The sequence below is a fragment of the Pseudoalteromonas sp. CO342X genome (assembly GCF_004208915.1).
Classification (GTDB): domain Bacteria; phylum Pseudomonadota; class Gammaproteobacteria; order Enterobacterales; family Alteromonadaceae; genus Pseudoalteromonas; species Pseudoalteromonas maricaloris.
On record NZ_SGPH01000026.1, the window covers coordinates 1 to 19521 of the forward strand.

Here is a 19521-nt window from a genome sequence, read left to right on the forward strand (position 1 = left end):
GCTATGTAGCTCAGCTGGTTAGAGCACATCACTCATAATGATGGGGTCCCCTGTTCAAATCAGGGCATAGCCACCATTTACAAATGCGGAAGTGGCGGAATTGGTAGACGCGCTGGATTTAGGTTCCAGTATCTTCGGATGTGAGAGTTCAAGTCTCTCTTTCCGCACCATGTTCTCGATTGGAACTAAAACAATCAAATTTTCGTTGGAGTATCGCCAAGCGGTAAGGCAGCGGGTTTTGATCCCGCCATTCCCAGGTTCAAATCCTGGTACTCCAGCCAATGGCTATGTAGCTCAGCTGGTTAGAGCACATCACTCATAATGATGGGGTCCCCTGTTCAAATCAGGGCATAGCCACCATTTACAAATGCGGAAGTGGCGGAATTGGTAGACGCGCTGGATTTAGGTTCCAGTATCTTCGGATGTGAGAGTTCAAGTCTCTCTTTCCGCACCATGTTCTTTCAAGTAGAACTCAAACTCTTGAACTTACCTCTATTGCTGGGTATCGTCTCGACACGAAGTGGAAGCGGTAAGGCAGCCTAACTCAAATCTGGGCTAAATAAGGTTTGAACTTACCTCTATTGCTGGGTATCGTCTCGACACGAAGTGGAAGCGGTAAGGCAGCCTACTCAAATCTGGGCTAAATAAGGTTTGAACTTACCTCTATTGCTGGAGTATCGCCAAGCGGTAAGGCAGCGGGTTTTGATCCCGCCATTCCCAGGTTCAAATCCTGGTACTCCAGCCATCTCTTTTTGAGATGTTAGCTACAAATAAAATATCTACTGTGCGGAAGTGGCGGAATTGGTAGACGCGCTGGATTTAGGTTCCAGTATCTTCGGATGTGAGAGTTCAAGTCTCTCTTTCCGCACCATTTAGTAACAATTTATTTCCTCTTTATTCATTCCTAGCTCATTTTTCTAATGTTACTTTTAAACTTTCTCCATGTTAGGAAAGAAAGTGCTAAAGTCTTTATTTCTTTTATTTTCATTAATCATTTTCAGTATACCTAGCTTTGTAGAAGCGAAGGCTAGCTCAATTTGCTCTCCATCACACATAGAAATAGCACTCAAGCATTTTAGCTACTGTCAGCCCTCGGAGCAGGCAAATAAAGTTTCATTTCAAACTTTTACTAGCGATACCTACTCAGTAGTGATTAGCGACAACTCTTCTGAACTAACGTTAAGCTGGATAACTGGCGCTACCGCACTTGCAGGTCTACCTAACAAGTATGATTTAACACCCCTTGAGTTTATTACACGAGCTTTCAATGGTACGTTTGATATACAGAGTGAAGACATGCAGAAAGTCAGTGCTGAACTTGGCGTTATAGACGAAGCAAATGTATTTACCGCTACTCACGGAGCAAAACATATTTTTTCTTCTATCAGACCTTCAGGAGTTCAAACTGCTTACATTTTGCAGCCCAATAGTGATTGGTTATTAAGGCTAGATGGTAAATTTGATATTAATACCTTGATGTATGTCGTCGATAAGCTAACACTAATGAGATGATCTCGGCACTAAATAATGAAGCGTGCAGTAATACCAATTTATCTTCTTACTTGCCCCTTCAAAAAGATCACTTAATTAAGTAACCTGAGCTGCGGATAATTAATGCCTTTCTAGCAGCCAGTTTTAGCGCTAACTGCGTTGAATTCACTTCCAATAGCCAGCTATTGGTGCGTAAATTCGCCTTGTTTTCCCTAAATCTTGCTGGCTAGACAAGGAAAAAACTAAGTTGTGCTTTAGCAACAATGAGTTGGAACATTCCTTATCCAAACCTCAGGTTAAGTAAATTGGTGTAACACGCTCAGTGTAGAGAACAAAGATTAAAAACCAACTCCTCCCATGGCGTGCTTAAGCACTTCTTTTTTTAACGGTCCGGCTTTATTCGCCACATTCAGCGCCAGATTTCTCAAATGCTTTAACGGTGTTACTTGATTCGAAAAGCCAAAATAACACGCATCCATCATACTCATCATCAAGAGGTTGTCTTTTCTACGCTTTGACTCGTAATGATGTAGTGCGCTGCTGTCACCAATATCTTCTTTTGACTTAATCGCTTCAGCAAGTGCCGCTACGTCTTTAAAGCCAAGATTTACTCCCTGCCCTGCTAATGGATTAATGGTATGAGCTGCATCTCCTACTAATACCACTCGTTCGCTCACGTATTGGTTAGCATGTTGCCTTGCTAAAGGAAAAACCGCCACTTCTTCAATCTCAAAGTCACCGGGTAGCTCAAAAAATGCAGCTTTTACTTCTTGTTTTAGCGCCTGCTTATCTAGTTGCTTAAGTAAATTGAGTTTATTGCCGTTGTCATACCAAATCAGATTGGCATACGGATACTGCATAGGTAAAAAGGCAATGGGACCTGATGGCTTAAATTGCTGCCATGTTTTTTCTTGCTGCGGCGCGTCGAGTTTAATCAGCAGCCCCATACAATGTTGCTCATATTGCCAACCAGTCACGCCTATGCCACTCATTTGTCTGACGATAGAACGGCCACCATCAGCAGCAATTAACAAATCAGCGGTAAAGGATGCTGCTTGATACTCAATCGTCACGGAATCCTCATTATGAACAATGCGCTTTGGGATCCCCTCTGGTGAAACCACTTTGATATCAAATTCCTCAAACTGTTGCCACAATGCAGCTTGGATGAGGTTATTCTCAATTAAGTGGCCTAAGTGCGAGGCGTTTAGCGCTTCACAATCAAATATCAATTGTCCTGGCTTATCCTCATAGGCTTCTAGCTGCTTGTAAACCGCGGCTCTGGTGCTTCTTAACACAGGCATAGCACCAAGCTCATCTAGTAACTGCTCGGAAAAGCGATTGATAGCAGAAACGCGAATATCTACCTTATCACTTGCGAGTATTGCATCAGCTGAGATGGGAGAATGTTCAATAATGGTTACGTCAACACCTTGCTTCGCTAGCTTAACAGCACACGCTGCACCAACCATGCCACCACCGACTATCAGAGCCTTGTTTTTCATGCCTTATTCCACTTAATTGAGTCTTTGCGCATTGTAACGCATATAAAAACAGATGTTTGCTTAAAACACCCTGTATTGATCCACATTTTGAAAGTTAAAATCTATACTTGGCTAGACAAGATAGGTCATATAAAATACGCGTCCTTTAGGCATAATGATATCAATTCAGCATCGCCTGCACGAGAAACGCGTAGTGCTAAACACCGAGTTGTAAACGAGGCAATATTTAAATGAGTAAAAAACTGCATATTAAAACCTGGGGTTGTCAGATGAACGAGTATGACTCCCAGAAAATGGCGGATCTTTTGGATTCAACAAATGGCTATCAGCTTACAGAAGAAGCTGAGCAAGCTGATGTGATCCTACTCAATACTTGCTCGATTCGTGAGAAGGCACAGGAAAAAGTATTCCACCAACTTGGTCGTTGGAAACTACTAAAAGACACAAACCCTGATCTTGTTATCGGTGTTGGTGGCTGCGTAGCATCACAAGAAGGCGACACCATTCGTCAGCGCGCTCCATTTGTTGATATCGTGTTTGGCCCACAAACATTGCACCGCCTACCAGAGATGATCAAGCAGGTGCAAAGCAAAGAAGGTGCTGTCGTTGATATTTCATTCCCTGAAATTGAAAAATTTGACCGTCTCCCTGAACCAAAGGCTGAAGGCCCGAGTGCATTTGTTTCAATTATGGAAGGTTGCTCTAAGTACTGTACTTTCTGTGTAGTACCGTACACGCGTGGCGAAGAAGTAAGCCGTCCTTTAGATGATGTGATCCTTGAAGTTGCTCAGCTTGCGGAGCAAGGTGTACGTGAAGTGAACTTACTCGGTCAAAACGTAAATGCTTACCGTGGTGAAATGCACGATGGTGAAATTTGTTACTTCTCTGATTTAATTCGCTACGTTGCAGCAATTGACGGTATTGACCGTATTCGTTATACAACATCTCACCCGGTTGAATTTACACCAGATATTATTGAAGCCTATGCGGATGTGCCAGAGCTTGTTGACCATTTACACCTACCGGTACAAAGTGGTTCAGACCGTATTCTAAACCTGATGAAACGCGGTCATACTGCGCTTGAGTACAAGTCAACGATCCGCAAGCTACGTAAGATCCGCCCGAACCTAAGCATGTCTTCAGATTTCATCATTGGTTTCCCAGGCGAATCAAACGCAGACTTTGAAGCAACGATGAACCTGATTAATGATATCGGCTTTGATATGAGCTTTAGTTTCATCTACTCAGCGCGACCTGGTACACCAGCAGCCGACTTACCTGATGATGTTGCAGAATCAGAAAAGAAAGAACGCCTGTATCTTCTACAGAACCGTATCAACCAAATGGCGCAGGATATCAGTCGCAAGATGCACGATACCGAGCAGCGTATTTTGGTTGAGGGCCCATCGAAGAAAAACCCAATGGAACTGCGTGGTAGAACCGAAAATAACCGCGTTGTAAACTTTGAAGGTCCACACTCAGTGATCGGCCAATTCGTCGATGTACGTATTACTGAGGCATTACCAAACTCGTTACGTGGTGAACTTATCCGTACTGAAGCAGAAATGGATTTACGTCGTGACGTAAAACCGTCGGATATCTTAAATAAAGCACCACAAGAACCTGAAATTAATGAATTAGGTGTTGGTACTTTTACCCCCTAGCATTTTTAAATTGTGCGCTAGCTTCGGCTAGCGTCATTTTTATAGGAAGACATTTTGAGTAATCAGATAAAGAATATAGAAATTTACTTAGAACCCGCAGATAACCACCGCCTTTCTTCACTTTGTGGTCCGTTCGACGAAAATCTAAAACAAATAGAACGTCGCCTTGGAGTTGAAATCGCGCACCGTGACAATTGGTTTAAAGTGACCGGACAAGCGGTAACGGCAAAAGCAGCTGTGGATATTCTAAAATCTCTATATGTTGATACTCAGCCTGTGAAAGGAAAAATGACAGAAATCGAACCGGATCAGGTTCATCTGGCTATCACAGAAGCGAACGTACTTGAACAAGACGCGCCAACCGTGTGGGACAAAGAAGTCTATATTAAGACTCGTCGCGGTGTGGTTAAGCCTCGTAACCCAAATCAGAGCCAATATGTCGCTAATATCTTAACTCACGATATTACCTTTGGTGTTGGTCCTGCGGGTACAGGTAAAACCTATCTTGCTGTTGCAGCAGCGGTTGATGCGCTAGAACGTCAAGAAATACGTCGCATCCTCCTCACTCGTCCAGCGGTTGAAGCTGGTGAAAAGCTGGGCTTCTTACCGGGTGATTTAACACAAAAAATCGACCCTTACCTTCGCCCTCTTTATGACGCCCTATTCGAGATGCTTGGTTTTGAAAAAGTTGAGCGCTTAATCGAAAAAAATGTCATCGAAGTTGCACCTTTGGCGTATATGCGCGGTCGAACACTCAATGACGCGTTTATTATCTTGGACGAGAGCCAAAATACCACGACTGAACAAATGAAGATGTTTCTAACGCGGATTGGCTTTAATTCAAAAGCGGTGATCACCGGTGATATCACGCAAATCGATTTACCTCGTGGTGCGCGCTCTGGACTTCGTCATGCGATAGAAGTGCTCAATGATGTAGAAGAGATTTCATTTAACTTCTTTAAATCTCACGATGTAGTTAGACACCCTGTGGTTGCTCGTATCGTCGAAGCATACGAGAAGAAAGAAGAACAAGAGCGTCTCGCTAAAGCTGAAAAGCATCAAGCGAAACAGCAACCTTCTGAGGAATAAACCATGGACTTAATGCTAGATTTGCAATTGGCTTGTGAGTTTGAAAACTTGCCATCCGAAGCACAATTTCAATTATGGGCAGAACATGCATTAACGCAATTTCGCGAAGAAGCGGAATTAACGATTCGCATCGCTGACGAGCACGAAAGCCAAGAGCTCAATAGCCAGTACAGGGGCAAAGACAAGCCAACCAACGTGTTGTCTTTCCCATTTGATGCGCCACCGGGGATTGAGTTGCCACTTATTGGTGATTTAATTATTTGTCCCCAAGTGGTATACCAAGAATCCATAGAGCAAGAAAAGACCTTTCATGACCACTTCGCCCATATGGTTATCCATGGTTGCTTGCATTTACTTGGATTTGACCATATAAATGAACAAGACGCGGTAGAAATGGAAACAATAGAGAAGCAAATTCTCGCTTCTTTGAATATCGCAGATCCTTACAGAGACGATTGTTAAATTAACGGAGCAGACACAACTAATGAGCGACGATAACTCGCAAAGTAGTCAGGGTTCTTCTAGCAAGACCTGGCTGGGACGCATCACACAGATGCTGCAAGGGGAACCCCAAAATAAAGAAGAACTGGCTGAAGTCATCGCTGATGCGCAAGAGCGCCAGCTGATTGACCCAGAAACCAAAGATATGATGGAAGGTGTACTCAGCGTTTCAGAGCTGAAAGTACGTGACATCATGATCCCACGTTCGCAAATGATTACACTTGATGTAGATGAGCCGCTCAGTGCTCAACTCCCTATGATGGTAGAATCTTCACACTCGCGTTTTCCTGTGATTTGTGAAGACAAAGACCACGTAGAAGGCATCTTACTTGCCAAAGATCTCTTACCTTTGATTTTGCGCGAAGAGAGCGATTTGCCAAGTATCCGCGAATATCTTCGTCCCGCCGTGGTCGTGCCTGAAAGTAAGCGTGTCGATACCCTGCTCAACGAATTCCGTCAAAAACGTTACCATATGGCTATCGTGATTGATGAATACGGCGGTGTATCTGGACTGGTTACTATCGAAGATATTCTCGAAACCATTGTTGGTGAAATCGAAGATGAACATGATGACGACGAAGAGCAACAAGATATTCGTCAGCTGTCTAAACATGTTTATACCGTACAAGCACTCACGCCCTTGGATGAATTCAACGAATTCTTCAAAACCAACTACGACACCCAAGAAGCCGATACCATTGGCGGTATTATTCTTCATGCATTTGGCCATATGCCAAGCCGTGGTGAAACTATAGACATAGATCCCCTTCAGTTTAAGGTAACTAACTCCGATAACCGGAGGATCTTACAAATTCAAGTAAGTGTACCTAAATCTGAACATGTTGAAGACTCTAGTATCTAACCTGAGTAACCTCGCAAAAGATAAGTTTGCATGGCTGGCACTCATTTCTGGCTGTGCGCTTACTTTTGCTTATTCTCCTTTTGGTTTTTGGCCTATCGCGTTTGTCAGCTTGATTATAGCGACTTGGCTTACCGATAAACCCAGTCCAAAGCTCGCGGCTAAATATGGCTTTTTATTTGGCTTTGGCTGGTTTGCCCTTGGCATAAGCTGGGTGCATGTCTCTATCGCTGAATTTGGTGGTTTACCCTTACCTGTCTCAGTGCTGTTGATGGCATTACTATGTGCTTATCTTGCCATCTACCCGACATTGGCATTTGCTTTTGCTAGCTACTTTACTCGCACACCTTGGCAACGGGTGCTGGCACTTGTTGCGGGGTTTGCCATTACCGAGTGGCTGCGAGGCCACATGCTCACGGGCTTCCCTTGGCTTAGCTTTGGTTATACGTTAACTGACTCGCCTCTGAGCAGTTTAGCCCCTTGGATCGGTGAATTTGGCTTAACATTGCTAGTTATTCTAGCGACAACAAGCCTTTACTATCTACTTAAACAACGTGCTATTTATCTCACCATAGTCAGCTTCGCTGGCATTGCCGGTCTATACAGTGTGCCAGTCATTCAAGGCCCACTGAAATACTCGGGAGATGAAATCACCACTTTACTTGTACAAGGTAATATCAAGCAGAGTCTGCGCTGGGAGCCTGAGCAATTTTGGCCTACCATGTCTAAATATCGAGATATGACCAGACCTAACTGGCAAGGCGTTGATTTAGTGGTGTGGCCGGAAGCCGCTATTCCTGAATTTGAAGATATCGCCTACCCATTTTTAGAAGGGCTGGACAAAGCCGCCGCGTTTAATGGCACTGCACTGATAACGGGCATTCCCGATTATCAGTTTGATACCAGAACCGCGTACAACACGCTGATCACGCTTGGTAAAAAGGAAAAAGAAGACAGCGAAGGGCAATATCACTACCTGCACAAAAACCGCTACCAGAAGCACCAATTGTTGCCTATTGGTGAGTTTGTACCGTTCGAAGACCTATTGCGTCCTATAGCCCCTCTTTTTAACTTAGCGATGTCGTCATTTACTCGAGGTGATGCGATACAACCGAACCTACTTGCGAACGGTTTGCATGTGTTACCCGCTATTTGCTACGAAATCGCGTTTAGCGAGCTTGTCAGAGGTAACTTTACCTCTGAGTCAGATATTCTTTTTACTGTGAGCAACGACGCTTGGTTTGGTGATTCCCACGGCCCACATCAGCATATGCAGATCGCTCGCATGCGTGCCTTAGAATTACAGCGCCCATTAATTCGAGTAACGAATAATGGTATCACTGGTGTTTACGATCCGCTTAGCAAAGTTCAGCATGCCATTCCACAATTCGAAGCCAATATACTGAAAAGTGATGTAAAACTCATTAGTGGAGTGAGCTGGTATGCAGAGCATGGTAATCACCCCATCTGGTTTATTGTCGCTTTTATTATGCTGATACTCACCGCTGCAAAGGTAAAGCCCATAGTACTTAAGCGATTTGAACGCAACTTTTTGTAGCTGCGGTTGTTTTAGCTATCGCGATGTGAAATCGCTCCTACATGCAATAAATAACCTCTGGTGGGAGCCGCTTTACGCGGCGAGCTTTTATGCCATATCGCGATGCAAAATCGCTCCTACACGCGATATATAAACTCTGGTAGGAGCCGCTTTACGCTGCGATTTTTTACCATATCGCTATGTAAAATCGCTCCTACATGCAATAAGTAACCTCTGGTAGGAGCCGCTCTACGCGGCGATCTTTTGTGCCCTATCGCGATGTAAAAACAGGTTTGTGCTATTACTCACAAGGTATAATAACACTCACTTTCAACCCACCTAATTCGCTATGCGCGACGGCAATGCTGCCACCGTGCAATTCAATCAGTTTTTGACAAATAGATAAACCTAAGCCGGAGCCTCCAAGATCTCGGCTACGTGATTTATCACAGCGGAACAAACGTTCAAACAATCTCCCTAAAGCTTCATCGCCCACACCTGGGCTTGAATCTTCAATAACACATTGGATTTGCTGGCTTTGGTAGCTAATATCCACGCAGACTTCTCCTGGCTTGTCGGTATAATTCACACTATTACGAGCCAAATTATTGAATACCTGAGCAAATCTAGTTACATCAATATCGATTTCCAGTTCATCTGGTAATTCTATATTGGCATTAAATTCAAGCCCTTCATCCGTTACAAAGTCATCAATATCTTCAACAAGACCAATAAACGCTTGTTTGGCATTGACACGCTCTAACGCCAAGTTAAGGCTGCCAGTATCTGCCTGCGCGAGTTCATAGATATCTTTTATTAATGTGTTAAGAGTATCGAGACGGCGGTTAAGCACTTTGTAGCTCTGCTTTGGATTTTCCACCAAATTATGTTCCAGAGATTCAATATGCAGCTTAAGTACGGTAAGCGGTGTTCTTAATTCATGAGAAATATCTGCAAGTAGTTGCTGCTTTAAATCCAAAGTTTTGTTGAGAAGCTGCTTCTCGAGTTCAAGTGCCCGACGTTTGTTTCTCGCAAGTAATAAGAACGCGCTCAGTAGAACGACCAAAACTCCCACCACTGCTGCCGTTACTATTTGTTCTACGCGCTGTTCAGCCAGTTCTACATCACGCTGTGTTTTTAGACTTTGTAGCTCATATTGATTTTTCTGGTACTCGGTATCCATCTGATAAGCCAAGGCTTTTTGACTGGCTTCTTTTTCAAGCTGAGAAACCTTAGATTCCGCATATTGCAAGTGATAATTAAGCGCAGACTCAAAGTCACCTTTCGCGCTATAGGCGTCCTTTAACACTCGTAATGCGGTTTCCTTGAGGCCAAGATAAACCTCATCTTGAGCAATAATTTGCTCCATACTTTGAATAAAAAAATCAGCTCGTTCAGGTAAAACAATTTGCGCATAGGTAGTCATCGTCTCTTGATAAAGCACTTTACTTTGTACCGGATCAATTAACTCTAACGCCTGTTCAACATACTCTTTAGCCTTAGCTTTTTCATTTGCTTTTAATTTAACTTCAGCCAAATTGCTCAGCGCCCAGCCCTGATTTCTGGTGTGCTCATTCTCCTCAAAAATCGTAAATGCTTTTTCAAATGACGCTTGTGCATTGTCATATTGGCTGAGTTTCATTTGTTCACGACCAATGCGGATCAACGTGTAAGCTGAATAAACGATATTGCCCGCTTTAATGTCATAGTCATATGCGGTTTGATAGGCTTCAAGCGACTTTTCATGGTCGCCAATCACTTGATGTGCACCACCTAGGTTATAGTAAACTTGTCCAAGTAAAACCGTATTTTCCTGTTTTTGGCTTTTTAGTACAGCTATCGATTGCTGCAGTAATTCAAGTGCCTTGTCCGGTAATGAAAGATCCGAGTAAACATCTGCTAACTGAGTGATCGCAGACACTTGCAAATCTGGGAGTTCATACTTCTTTGCCACTTCAATTGAGAGTTCATAACTCTCTATCGAGTCTTTATAACTGCCATTGCTTTTGTAAGCAGCAGCCCGAAAGCGATAGGCGTGGCTTAACAATCGATGCATATCAAGCGCAGATAGCTGAGATACGGCTAGGTTTAAATAACTAATCGCGTCGCTAAATCTCCCCTCTTTGAGCATGAGGTCACCATACGTTAAAGAGTATTTAGCTTCATATTCGGGTAAATGATGCGAGAGCAATACCTGTTTAAAGCGCTCCGCCCATTTATATGCCTCTTCGAGCTGGAAACCGTTTTTTAATGCAACCGTGGTCTTATGGTGAACGTCTGCAATTTCTTCCGGCGTTAAGCCCGACTCTAATACTTGGTCGACTTTTTGAAGTGCGCTATCGCGTGTTTCTTGTTGCTGAATTTCTTTAATAAAAGCATCGTATAAACGCTCATTGGCATAAACTAGCGGGCTTAATAGTAGGCAACAAGTAAGCAGTATTATCTTAAAGTGCAACACGTAATCGTCTCTTTGTTATTATCGTTATAAATTGAGCAAAACAGCAGGCGAATAGGCTATCATATTGCATGAGCATTAAATAATAAATTGTGGTTCTATGTATGTCGAATAATAGTCTAACTCAGTTTTTGCTAGCGTTAAAAAGCGCGGATATAGAAAAAATAAAAACCGTGTACGCACACGCTCCCAAAGACGAGCAGATTGAAGTCCTCAAGTTTCTTTTTCAAAGTGCGCAGGGTAACACTGCACTCTATGGCCACTATCAAGATATAGCGAGTATTTGCTTACAAGCAGCATGCTTTCCAGAAGCGATGATAGCTGCGATTAACTCTTTAGAGAAGTTTGCCTTTTTCTCCACACCTTTGATCCAAGCTGAGCAAATCAATAACCTTAACCCGCAAGGAAATAACATACTACATATTCTTTTATCGCAAATGCCCGCGAAAGATAACGGTCTAAATTATCTTAGAACCTTATTGCACTTTGAAAGCAAAGAGCTACTTCAAAATGCACTGAGTCAAAGAAACGCAAAAAAGTTAACACCTCTAGAATGCTACTTAGCTTTTAATAGCCATACTGCGCCACTGAGTATTCAAGAATTAAGCGCTTTACTTGGCTTGATGGAAATCGAAAGGCGACATACAAGCGCAGTGGAAAGCCACAACGCCAAAGTGATTGAATCACACCTCCTACAACAACACCGGCTCAGTGAATATAAACAATTTCTGCTAGCCACTTACTATCAAAGCAATGCAGGCTAACTTTCCTCAGGCTTTAAATTAAGAGGTTGGCAAACTGGCGATATATTCTCTTGCCGTCATGCGGTGATAGGTGACTTGTTCGTAAAGTAAGTGCGCAGGGTTTGGGTCAACCACTTCTATCGGAATTGCTTTGTGCCTTGCTATTTCCAAGGCCATTTGAGTGATATTGACACTAAAGGAAGTGCCCATAAAAACTATTCGATCCGCGGCATACATTCGTGACTGTGCTTCGCTAATACGATACAGATCGGTGTAGTATTCGTCGAATAACAATACATATGGCTTAAGTGACACGCCTTTTTCAGGCCCTCGTCGAGCAATCTTGAAAAGTGCTAACAACGACTCAGCTAATCGACTTTCATCTACCTCATCCCAAGGGGCAGTAAAGCACTCCGTGGGCTCACCTTGGGTATGAAAGGGTGTTACCTGATCAACACGTCCATGGATCGCAATAAAGTGGTTATTACCCGCTTTACCATCTAAACCGTCAATATTTTGCGTGATCACATTTTTATCACTAAGCCATTGATGAACTTGATTGGGGCCGTGATTACGATAAGTCACAAAACGATGGTAATACCATTTTAAGAATTCTGCCGGTTGCGATTTATACATTGCGCGCGTTGCCATTTCTTGAGGAGTGTAATTAGCCGAACCTATCGTCCAAAAGCCATCCTCTCCCCGAAAAGTTGGAATACCACTTTCGGCACTCACCCCTGCACCTGTGATATACAACGTTTGCAACATGACACAACCTCAACTCAAGTAAATTTGACTCACGATAACGTAAAGTAGATACCCAAGGCTAGCAACACAAGTGCACCCGCAAGCCCAAACATAGGCAGTTTGCGACCAATAGATTCTGGTCTTTCGAGCACTTCAGAAGGCGATTCAGTCACTACAGCCTCGTCCTCCTCCGGTTGTACATCCACTTTAGTCGACTCATTGGTCGCTGTTTGAGGTGAAGCCTGCGATGAAGCCTGAGCTTCCGCGGTCCCTTCAAAAGCCGTACAAGGGATCTGCCATTGATATCCTTTTCGTGAAAAGGTTTTGATGGCATCATCGCCGAACAAGGCACGTAAATGGCCAATATTTTGAAATACGACCTGATCTGTGACTTTTCGATCTGGCCATACTTTCTCTAAGATGTCTTCTTTACTGTGGATAGTTTGAGGAGCGGATAAAAATAGCTCCAATATCTGAGCAGGTTTTTGTTTTAAATTTAGCTTTCTGTCGTCTTTATAAAGCTTTAGCTCTTTGCTATCAAACAAAAAATCCTTAAAAGCGAATTTCATTTCCCTAGTTCCCAACTTGGTCTTAATTACTATAATAATTATTGTTTTATTCGAATTTACTACGACATAACATTGCATTTATAGCGAAACATGCCGCGAAAATATAGGGCAATGTTACATCGGTTTACAAACTATTGATAAAATCGGCTTTTAGTATAGAGCGATCACTCAGAAAATCACTACCTAATCCTTAGAATAATTCGAATAGACTCAAAACCTAAGCGTATATAAACTGCGTTTTCCGTAATTGTTAGGCAGGCTCATGTTACTTGCTTTTATCTACTCCATGGTGTTGATAAAAACCTCATTACTCGGGTTAGGAGTAGTCAGTATTGTGCTCTCGGTAGCCTTTATCGTCGCGTTACGCCTCAACCTCCCAGCCCTGCCAGTCAATGCAAAAAGCAAATTTATTAAATCCTTTAAGTTTGTTCTCTTCGCGCACCTGCTCGGTTACTCGCTGCTAGTGAGTAAACTTTTGTTAATTGATGGTTGGCAAGACGTGCCTATGTTCATTGCAAGTCATTTGATCATGCATCACATATGGAGTGGGCTTATTGCTGCGATTTTGACATTGACGACCATACTAAAATACCAAACGTTCATTGCAAAACCTAAGACAGCTAAAAGCACTTAGCAAGTGCAACTATTTAACCTGAGGTTTGGATAAGAAATGTTCCAACTCATTGTTGCTAAAGCACCACTTAGTTTTCTCCTTGTCTAGCCAGAGAGTTTTAGGGAAAACAAGGCGAATTTACGCACCAATAGCTGGCTATTGGAAGTGAATTCAACGCAGTTAGCGCTAAAACTGGCTGCTAGAAAGGCATTAATTATCCGCAGCTCAGGTTATTTATATTTGTAAAATAATAAGAACCAAATTCGACGCCTTCTTACACTTTATGACAGCCCCCCAACAGACCTTGACACCCTCGCTATTTATACTGTCCTCAAGTTAACCACAACGGACATTGATTATGAAAATTAAAGCGCTTTTATCTCTTGCATTACTCACAACAAGTTTATCGTCTTTTGCAGAACAAAATAACGAGACGCATCGCGTTGGTTTAGACATCTCTGGCGGTGGCGCTTCTTATAAAAGCTCAAGTAAAGATGGTGATGGTGTAGGCCAAGCTTACCTCTATTATAACTATCACTTTACGCCAATTTTGGCACTTGAATTAGGTTATAACAGCGGTGAAGACTTAGATGATTGGAAGTGTGAAGACGAAAATGATCGCAAGTTTACCTGCACACAAAATAACAAAACTTTGTTTGGTCTTGGTGCTAATAACTTAGAATTTGATAACTTTGTCGTTGCTGCAAAAGGCTACTATCAAATTTCCGACAACAGCTACTTTTATGGCAAATTAGGTGCAAACTATTACGATTACGAAATCACTCGTGGCCGCACTAAATTAATTACCGACGATGGTATCGGCTTTGTCGCTGAAGCCGGTTGGCAATATGACTGGGATAACGGTATGGCAGTTAACCTTGGCTACAAGTATCTTGATATGGGTGATTTGGATACATCGAGCCTATCTCTAGGTGTCAGCTACCGCTTCTAAAGCGACCTCCCCAACCAATAAAAAAGCATGTGCTCTACCACACATGCTTTTCATTCTTTAAAGCCGACGTTTTAGCCCTAGGCTTTAATCAAACGCTTTTGTAGGATCTGAACTTGATCGCGCGCCTGAGCTGCTTTTTCAAACTCAAGCTCTTTGGCAAACTTCATCATTTGTGCTTCAAGTCGGTCTATTTCTTTGGCGATCTCTTTCGCATCCATTGCAGGCATACCTGGTTTAAATTTGGCATCGATATCAACCACTTTGTCATCAGCCACTTCCTCACCGAGATCCATTACATCCGTGATCTTCTTATTGAGCGCCGTTGGTGTAATGCCATTAGCCTCATTATACGCCTCTTGCTTTTCTCTACGTCTTTGCGTTTCATCTATAGCTTGGCGCATCGAGTTGGTCACCCTATCACCATATAAAATAGCTTTACCATGTAAGTGACGTGCCGCGCGGCCAATTGTCTGAATAAGAGAACGCGTCGAGCGTAAAAAGCCTTCTTTGTCTGCATCAAGTATGGCAACCAATGAAACCTCAGGCATATCCAAGCCCTCTCGTAACAAGTTGATGCCGACTAATACATCAAAAACGCCTTTGCGTAGGTCTCGAATGATCTCCATACGCTCAACGGTATCGATGTCAGAGTGTAAGTAACGCACCTTAACGTTATGATCGTTAAGATAATCGGTCAGATCTTCTGACATGCGTTTTGTTAGCGTAGTAACCAGCACACGCTCATTCACTTCCACCCGTTTGTAGATCTCAGAGAGCAAATCGTCAACTTGAGTTGCAACTGGACGCACTTCTACTTCTGGATCTAACAGCCCTGTTGGGCGGATCACTTGCTCAGCAACATCACCCGCTGATTTATTCAATTCATAATCACCGGGTGTCGCCGAAACATAAATGGTCTGTGGCGAAATCGCTTCGAACTCTTCAAACTTTAGTGGTCTATTATCTAGCGCAGACGGTAATCTGAAACCATATTCAACTAAGTTTTCTTTACGACTGCGATCGCCTTTGTACATCGCACCAACCTGCGAAACGGTAACGTGGGATTCGTCGATGATCATAAGCGCGTCATCCGGCAAGTAATCTAACAAAGTTGGTGGTGGCTCGCCTGGTGCGCGTCCCGATAAATATCGACTGTAATTTTCAATACCAGAGCAATAGCCAAGCTCGGTCATCATTTCAATGTCGTACTGTGTACGTTGAGCGATGCGCTGCTCTTCGACTAAGCGATTTTTATCCAATAATTGATTACGACGCTCTTTGAGTTCCACCTTAATGCGCTCAATGGCATCAAGGATCTTTTCTCTTGGCGTTACATAGTGAGTTTTTGGATAAATAGTCGCGCGTACTAGGTGTTTTTCAACGGCACCAGTCAAGGGATCAAATAAACTGATCCGCTCTATTTCATCGTCAAACATCTCAACCCGTACCGCGATGGTTTCCGATTCTGCAGGAAAAATATCAATAACTTCACCGCGAACTCGGTAGGTACCACGACTAAAGTCCATATCATTACGCGTATATTGTAGTTCAGCCAAGCGCCTTAACATGTCGCGCTGATCAATGGTTTCACCGACTTTCAATAACAGCATCATTTTCATGTAAGAGTCGGGATCGCCAAGGCCATAAATCGCTGAAACTGAGGCGACGATGATGGTGTCTCTGCGCTCAAGCAAAGCTTTGGTCGCGGATAAACGCATTTGCTCTATATGATCGTTGATAGACGCGTCTTTCTCAATAAAAGTGTCGCTGGCAACGACATAGGCTTCGGGTTGATAATAGTCATAATAAGAGACGAAATACTCAACCGCATTATGAGGAAAGAACTCTTTCATTTCGCCATACAATTGCGCCGCCAGCGTTTTGTTATGCGCCATAATAATCGTTGGGCGGTTAAGGTTATTAATGATGTTGGCCATGGTAAAGGTTTTACCCGTCCCTGTAGCCCCCAGCAAGGTTTGATGTGCAAGGCCTGATTCTAAACCATCGCACAGCTGAGCAATCGCTGTTGGTTGATCACCGTTTGGCTGAAACTCAGAAACTAGCTGAAACTTATCTTCCATTACGCCTCCTTTTGAACCTCGCTTGCTGCAATTTCATTAATGACTTTCTTAAACCAATTGTAAGCAATGGCTGCGGTAAATAAATTCCCCAAAGCAGCGCCTGCAAATAGCCCTGGCAACCCAGCCAACTGTGAGCCTATATAAGCAATAGGTACATAAAATATGAACAGTCGGATCACACTTAGAATGAGCGCATTCATCGGTTTATGCAACGCATTAAATGATGAATTAGTTAATATAATCACACCTTGAAGACCGTATCCAAGCGGCATGATATAAATAAATAGCTGTATGGTTTCAACAACAGCAGGCTCATTACCAAAAGTATGACTAATGTAGTAAGCGCTCAATACCAGTAATAAGTAGACAGCAAATTGAAAACCAAGCACAAATTTAAGTGTTTGGGTATAGGCATCAGACACACGCTGATAGTGCTTTGCACCAAAGTTTTGACTTACAAAGGGAGGCAAGGTCATAGAAAGCGCTAAAACCACCAGACTTGCGATAGACTCAATACGACTTCCAACACCAAATGCGGCCACAGCTTCAGGTCCATAACTGGCTATAAGTGCGGTCATTACCGCCATTGCTAACGGCGTTAGCATATTTGCGCCAGCTGCAGGCAGGCCAATGGTGAGAATTTTTTTCGCCGCGTTTGTGAAGCTGGTGTATTTTGCAGACAGTGAGATAAGACGCTTTTTAACTATCAGTAAATATAAAATGATAGTTACCCCAAGACTCCAAGACAACACACTGGCCACAGCCGCCCCTTTTACACCCATTGCATCAATAGGCCCAAATCCGAAGATTAATATCGGGTCCAGCACCGCATTTACTAATCCCCCGAGTCCCATAACTAAGCTTGGCGTTTTGGTATCACCACTGGCGCGCAGCACTGAATTACCAATCATCGGCGTTATCAATAAAATCGAACCAATGAACCACACCGACATATAGTCGTGGATAAATGGCATAACCGCTTCACCAGCACCGAGGAGAATAAAGATCTCATCGACAAAAATGAAACCGAGAATAGAAAGTAATGAAACGAATATCGCAGAGATAATAATAGCTACTGCGGCATCAAATTTGGCTTCATCGAGCAAATTGCTACCTAAAGCCTTCGCGATAACGGCGGATGTTCCAATACCTAACCCGATGGCTAAGCTAATTACAGTAAAGGTAACAGGAAAGGTGAAGCTGATTGCCGCTAGCGGCTCGGTGCCAAGCATACTAATAAAGAAAGTATCAACGAGATTAAACATCATCAGCGTGATCATCCCGAATATCATGGGGATCGTCATTCGCTTTAAAGTCGCCCCAATATCACCAAAAAGGATATCGTTGCCATTGGAATTTGACTTAGCTTGAGTCATAACAACCTATTTCTGATACTTTAAGCGGCTCATTGTATGCTATTCAAGATGTTGACGCTATGCGGTAAACGTTAAGAGTCGTTATAAAGTCTAAATTAGCAACAGTTACCTATAAAAAGCTTGTATTACGCTACAGGATTGAGGTTTAGTGTTAAAAATAACGATTCAGTATGTTTTGACAAAAAAGTTACAATCCAGCTTGCAAAGTAGCATGTTTTTTGCACAGCCAAAATGGTAAAAAGTTCATAAAAGCTTCACACTGAACAACAAATAAACAAAAATAACCAACCAAATATAAGCCATTGATATTATTAAAATTAAATATTTATCGAATTTTACTTGAAACGGCTGCAGCGCCCTAATTTCATAGTCTTGCAATACTTCTCAAATAATAATAAACAATGTTATCCACAGATTCCGTGGATAAGTCGCTCCAAGCCAATAGAATAAAGGTTTTCAGCTTGGAGTAATTTTGATCAATGGCGTGTTTAGTGTGATCATTCTTAAAACAACAACTGGATCAATTTAGATCTCTAGGCTAACCTTGCTTCTGGAAGTAAAAAGCATTTAACGACTAAAAATAACAAGGAACACATATCCAACTGTTTTAATTCAACTTTTTATTAAATCATTGATTCTCATTTTAATGATAGTAACTACTTACTGTTTGTCACGCCGCGTTTAGATAGAGATTATCAATACCACACTATTTATGCTCATTGATCTCATTCACGTGATAATTGCAATGATTTAAAGATCTCAAGAAAACATCATAAAATGAGCAGTTAGGGATATAATTCAAACAAAACGTTCAAAAAATACATTAATCAGAATATATCACTGTATAGATAAACAGTAAACACTGTATATGTTAATTTTATTCGACATCCCCTATACGGTGATTTAGGAATTTTATACAACAGCCATATCTTTCATGTTTTGCAGATTTTCATCATGTAGGCATATTGAAATCAAAACTCACTGAGAGTCATTATATGAACGATGGATAAATTACGTATTGCTCAACTTTTGCTTAGATTACTAGGCGGCAAGTCGAGCGCTGCGATCAAAACCCACTCAGGGGGAGCCAAAATCGTACAGCAAAGGTCAATAGGCCCTATATCAAGAATCCAAAACTAGCTAAAAAGCCAACAAATAGCGCATTAATTCATCGCTTAGTAGAGTTTTTTACGTTTCTGTGATTTTAGTGGTTGACACCTTGCAATGTCGTCATTAATATTTCGCCCCGTTGAGAGATACGCTTCCCCCTTAGCTCAGTTGGTTAGAGCGACGGACTGTTAATCCGCAGGTCCCCCGTTCGAGTCGGGGAGGGGGAGCC

15 protein-coding genes and 7 tRNA genes are annotated in these 19521 nt (G+C 42.6%); 16 read left to right on the forward strand and 6 right to left on the reverse strand.

Annotated features, from left to right (window positions below; genetic code table 11):
• The first annotated feature begins 85 nt into the window (after nucleotides 1–85).
• From EXT47_RS13070 to EXT47_RS13100, 7 genes are all read left to right on the forward strand, one after another.
• A tRNA-Leu gene (locus EXT47_RS13070) sits at nucleotides 86–170 on the forward strand.
• 36 nt (nucleotides 171–206) lie between these two features.
• Nucleotides 207–281, forward strand: a tRNA-Gln gene (locus EXT47_RS13075).
• A 2-nt stretch (nucleotides 282–283) separates the two neighbouring features.
• Nucleotides 284–360, forward strand: a tRNA-Met gene (locus EXT47_RS13080).
• Between the two features lie 9 nt (nucleotides 361–369).
• Nucleotides 370–454: transfer RNA gene (locus EXT47_RS13085), tRNA-Leu, on the forward strand.
• 216 nt (nucleotides 455–670) lie between these two features.
• Nucleotides 671–745, forward strand: a tRNA-Gln gene (locus EXT47_RS13090).
• 41 nt (nucleotides 746–786) lie between these two features.
• Nucleotides 787–871, forward strand: a tRNA-Leu gene (locus tag EXT47_RS13095).
• 86 nt (nucleotides 872–957) lie between these two features.
• Nucleotides 958–1512, forward strand: coding sequence for a hypothetical protein (locus EXT47_RS13100; RefSeq protein ID WP_010607357.1), 555 nt, complete (start codon nucleotides 958–960; stop codon nucleotides 1510–1512).
• A gap of 317 nt (nucleotides 1513–1829) precedes the next feature.
• On the opposite strand, the gene EXT47_RS13105 is transcribed toward EXT47_RS13100, so the two are convergent.
• A complete protein-coding gene (locus EXT47_RS13105) occupies nucleotides 1830–2996 on the reverse strand; it encodes an FAD-dependent oxidoreductase (RefSeq protein ID WP_130126787.1) in 1167 nt (388 codons plus the stop codon).
• Between the two features lie 230 nt (nucleotides 2997–3226).
• Between EXT47_RS13105 and miaB the strand changes: the two genes are divergently transcribed.
• The 5 genes from miaB to lnt are packed head-to-tail and all read left to right on the forward strand — an operon-like array spanning nucleotide 3227 to nucleotide 8667.
• On the forward strand, nucleotides 3227–4660 hold the full coding sequence (gene miaB, locus EXT47_RS13110) for a tRNA (N6-isopentenyl adenosine(37)-C2)-methylthiotransferase MiaB (protein WP_010607359.1): 1434 nt from the start codon (nucleotides 3227–3229) through the stop codon (nucleotides 4658–4660).
• 54 nt (nucleotides 4661–4714) lie between these two features.
• The gene (locus EXT47_RS13115) at nucleotides 4715–5749 is read left to right on the forward strand and encodes a PhoH family protein (protein ID WP_010370423.1); all 1035 of its coding nucleotides are present in this window, start codon (nucleotides 4715–4717) and stop codon (nucleotides 5747–5749) included.
• Nucleotides 5750–5752: 3 nt separating this feature from the next.
• On the forward strand, nucleotides 5753–6211 hold the full coding sequence (ybeY, locus tag EXT47_RS13120; protein WP_010370421.1) for an rRNA maturation RNase YbeY: 459 nt from the start codon (nucleotides 5753–5755) through the stop codon (nucleotides 6209–6211).
• Between the two features lie 22 nt (nucleotides 6212–6233).
• A complete protein-coding gene (corC, locus tag EXT47_RS13125; protein ID WP_010370418.1) occupies nucleotides 6234–7112 on the forward strand; it encodes a CNNM family magnesium/cobalt transport protein CorC in 879 nt (292 codons plus the stop codon).
• Nucleotides 7090–8667 (forward strand): apolipoprotein N-acyltransferase, encoded by a 1578-nt coding sequence (gene lnt / locus EXT47_RS13130; RefSeq protein WP_045989653.1) that lies wholly within the window; start codon nucleotides 7090–7092, stop codon nucleotides 8665–8667. Before corC ends, lnt begins: the two co-directional genes overlap by 23 nt.
• A 280-nt stretch (nucleotides 8668–8947) precedes the next feature.
• Here the strand turns inward: lnt and EXT47_RS13135 are convergent, their stop codons facing one another.
• Entirely contained in the window at nucleotides 8948–11104 is a 2157-nt protein-coding gene (locus EXT47_RS13135; RefSeq protein WP_039491928.1) for a tetratricopeptide repeat protein, read from the reverse strand.
• 101 nt (nucleotides 11105–11205) lie between these two features.
• Here EXT47_RS13135 and EXT47_RS13140 point away from each other — a divergent pair, with 101 nt between their 5' ends.
• Nucleotides 11206–11865 carry a hypothetical protein gene (locus tag EXT47_RS13140; protein WP_039491927.1) on the forward strand — a complete coding sequence of 220 codons (660 nt, stop codon included), beginning with the start codon at nucleotides 11206–11208 and terminating at the stop codon, nucleotides 11863–11865.
• Nucleotides 11866–11883: 18 nt separating this feature from the next.
• Here EXT47_RS13140 and EXT47_RS13145 read toward each other — a convergent pair whose 3' ends face one another.
• Both EXT47_RS13145 and EXT47_RS13150 read right to left on the reverse strand, forming a co-directional pair.
• Nucleotides 11884–12612, reverse strand: coding sequence for a Sir2 family NAD-dependent protein deacetylase (locus EXT47_RS13145; RefSeq protein WP_039491926.1), 729 nt, complete (start codon nucleotides 12610–12612; stop codon nucleotides 11884–11886).
• A 29-nt stretch (nucleotides 12613–12641) separates the two neighbouring features.
• Nucleotides 12642–13160 carry a winged helix-turn-helix domain-containing protein gene (locus EXT47_RS13150; RefSeq protein WP_130126788.1) on the reverse strand — a complete coding sequence of 173 codons (519 nt, stop codon included), beginning with the start codon at nucleotides 13158–13160 and terminating at the stop codon, nucleotides 12642–12644.
• Between the two features lie 262 nt (nucleotides 13161–13422).
• Between EXT47_RS13150 and EXT47_RS13155 the strand changes: the two genes are divergently transcribed.
• Complete coding sequence (locus EXT47_RS13155; protein ID WP_039491923.1) at nucleotides 13423–13794, forward strand: hypothetical protein; 372 nt, start codon at nucleotides 13423–13425, stop codon at nucleotides 13792–13794.
• 337 nt (nucleotides 13795–14131) lie between these two features.
• Nucleotides 14132–14725: a porin family protein gene (locus tag EXT47_RS13160; RefSeq protein WP_010370395.1), complete on the forward strand. Its 594-nt coding sequence runs from the start codon at nucleotides 14132–14134 to the stop codon at nucleotides 14723–14725.
• Between the two features lie 77 nt (nucleotides 14726–14802).
• Here the strand turns inward: EXT47_RS13160 and uvrB are convergent, their stop codons facing one another.
• Nucleotides 14803–16806 (reverse strand): excinuclease ABC subunit UvrB, encoded by a 2004-nt coding sequence (gene uvrB / locus EXT47_RS13165; protein WP_039491921.1) that lies wholly within the window; start codon nucleotides 16804–16806, stop codon nucleotides 14803–14805.
• Entirely contained in the window at nucleotides 16806–18182 is a 1377-nt protein-coding gene (locus tag EXT47_RS13170; protein WP_039491918.1) for an MATE family efflux transporter, read from the reverse strand. Before EXT47_RS13170 ends, uvrB begins: the two co-directional genes overlap by 1 nt.
• Nucleotides 18183–19445: 1263 nt before the next feature.
• Between EXT47_RS13170 and EXT47_RS13175 the strand changes: the two genes are divergently transcribed.
• Nucleotides 19446–19519: transfer RNA gene (locus EXT47_RS13175), tRNA-Asn, on the forward strand.
• The last annotated feature ends 2 nt before the right edge of the window (nucleotides 19520–19521 follow it).

What these genes read in the sequence shown, in the direction of transcription:
- EXT47_RS13140 (WP_039491927.1), top strand. Translation starts at nt 11,206, where the DNA reads ATGTCGAATAATAGTCTAACTCAGTTTTTGCTAGCGTTAAAAAGCGCG.
- EXT47_RS13150 (WP_130126788.1), bottom strand. Translation starts at nt 13,160, where the DNA reads ATGAAATTCGCTTTTAAGGATTTTTTGTTTGATAGCAAAGAGCTAAAG.
- EXT47_RS13145 (WP_039491926.1), bottom strand. Translation starts at nt 12,612, where the DNA reads ATGTTGCAAACGTTGTATATCACAGGTGCAGGGGTGAGTGCCGAAAGT.
- miaB (WP_010607359.1), top strand. Translation starts at nt 3,227, where the DNA reads ATGAGTAAAAAACTGCATATTAAAACCTGGGGTTGTCAGATGAACGAG.
- EXT47_RS13170 (WP_039491918.1), bottom strand. Translation starts at nt 18,182, where the DNA reads ATGACTCAAGCTAAGTCAAATTCCAATGGCAACGATATCCTTTTTGGT.
- EXT47_RS13155 (WP_039491923.1), top strand. Translation starts at nt 13,423, where the DNA reads ATGTTACTTGCTTTTATCTACTCCATGGTGTTGATAAAAACCTCATTA.
- EXT47_RS13160 (WP_010370395.1), top strand. Translation starts at nt 14,132, where the DNA reads ATGAAAATTAAAGCGCTTTTATCTCTTGCATTACTCACAACAAGTTTA.
- uvrB (WP_039491921.1), bottom strand. Translation starts at nt 16,806, where the DNA reads ATGGAAGATAAGTTTCAGCTAGTTTCTGAGTTTCAGCCAAACGGTGAT.
- corC (WP_010370418.1), top strand. Translation starts at nt 6,234, where the DNA reads ATGAGCGACGATAACTCGCAAAGTAGTCAGGGTTCTTCTAGCAAGACC.
- EXT47_RS13105 (WP_130126787.1), bottom strand. Translation starts at nt 2,996, where the DNA reads ATGAAAAACAAGGCTCTGATAGTCGGTGGTGGCATGGTTGGTGCAGCG.
- ybeY (WP_010370421.1), top strand. Translation starts at nt 5,753, where the DNA reads ATGGACTTAATGCTAGATTTGCAATTGGCTTGTGAGTTTGAAAACTTG.
- lnt (WP_045989653.1), top strand. Translation starts at nt 7,090, where the DNA reads ATGTTGAAGACTCTAGTATCTAACCTGAGTAACCTCGCAAAAGATAAG.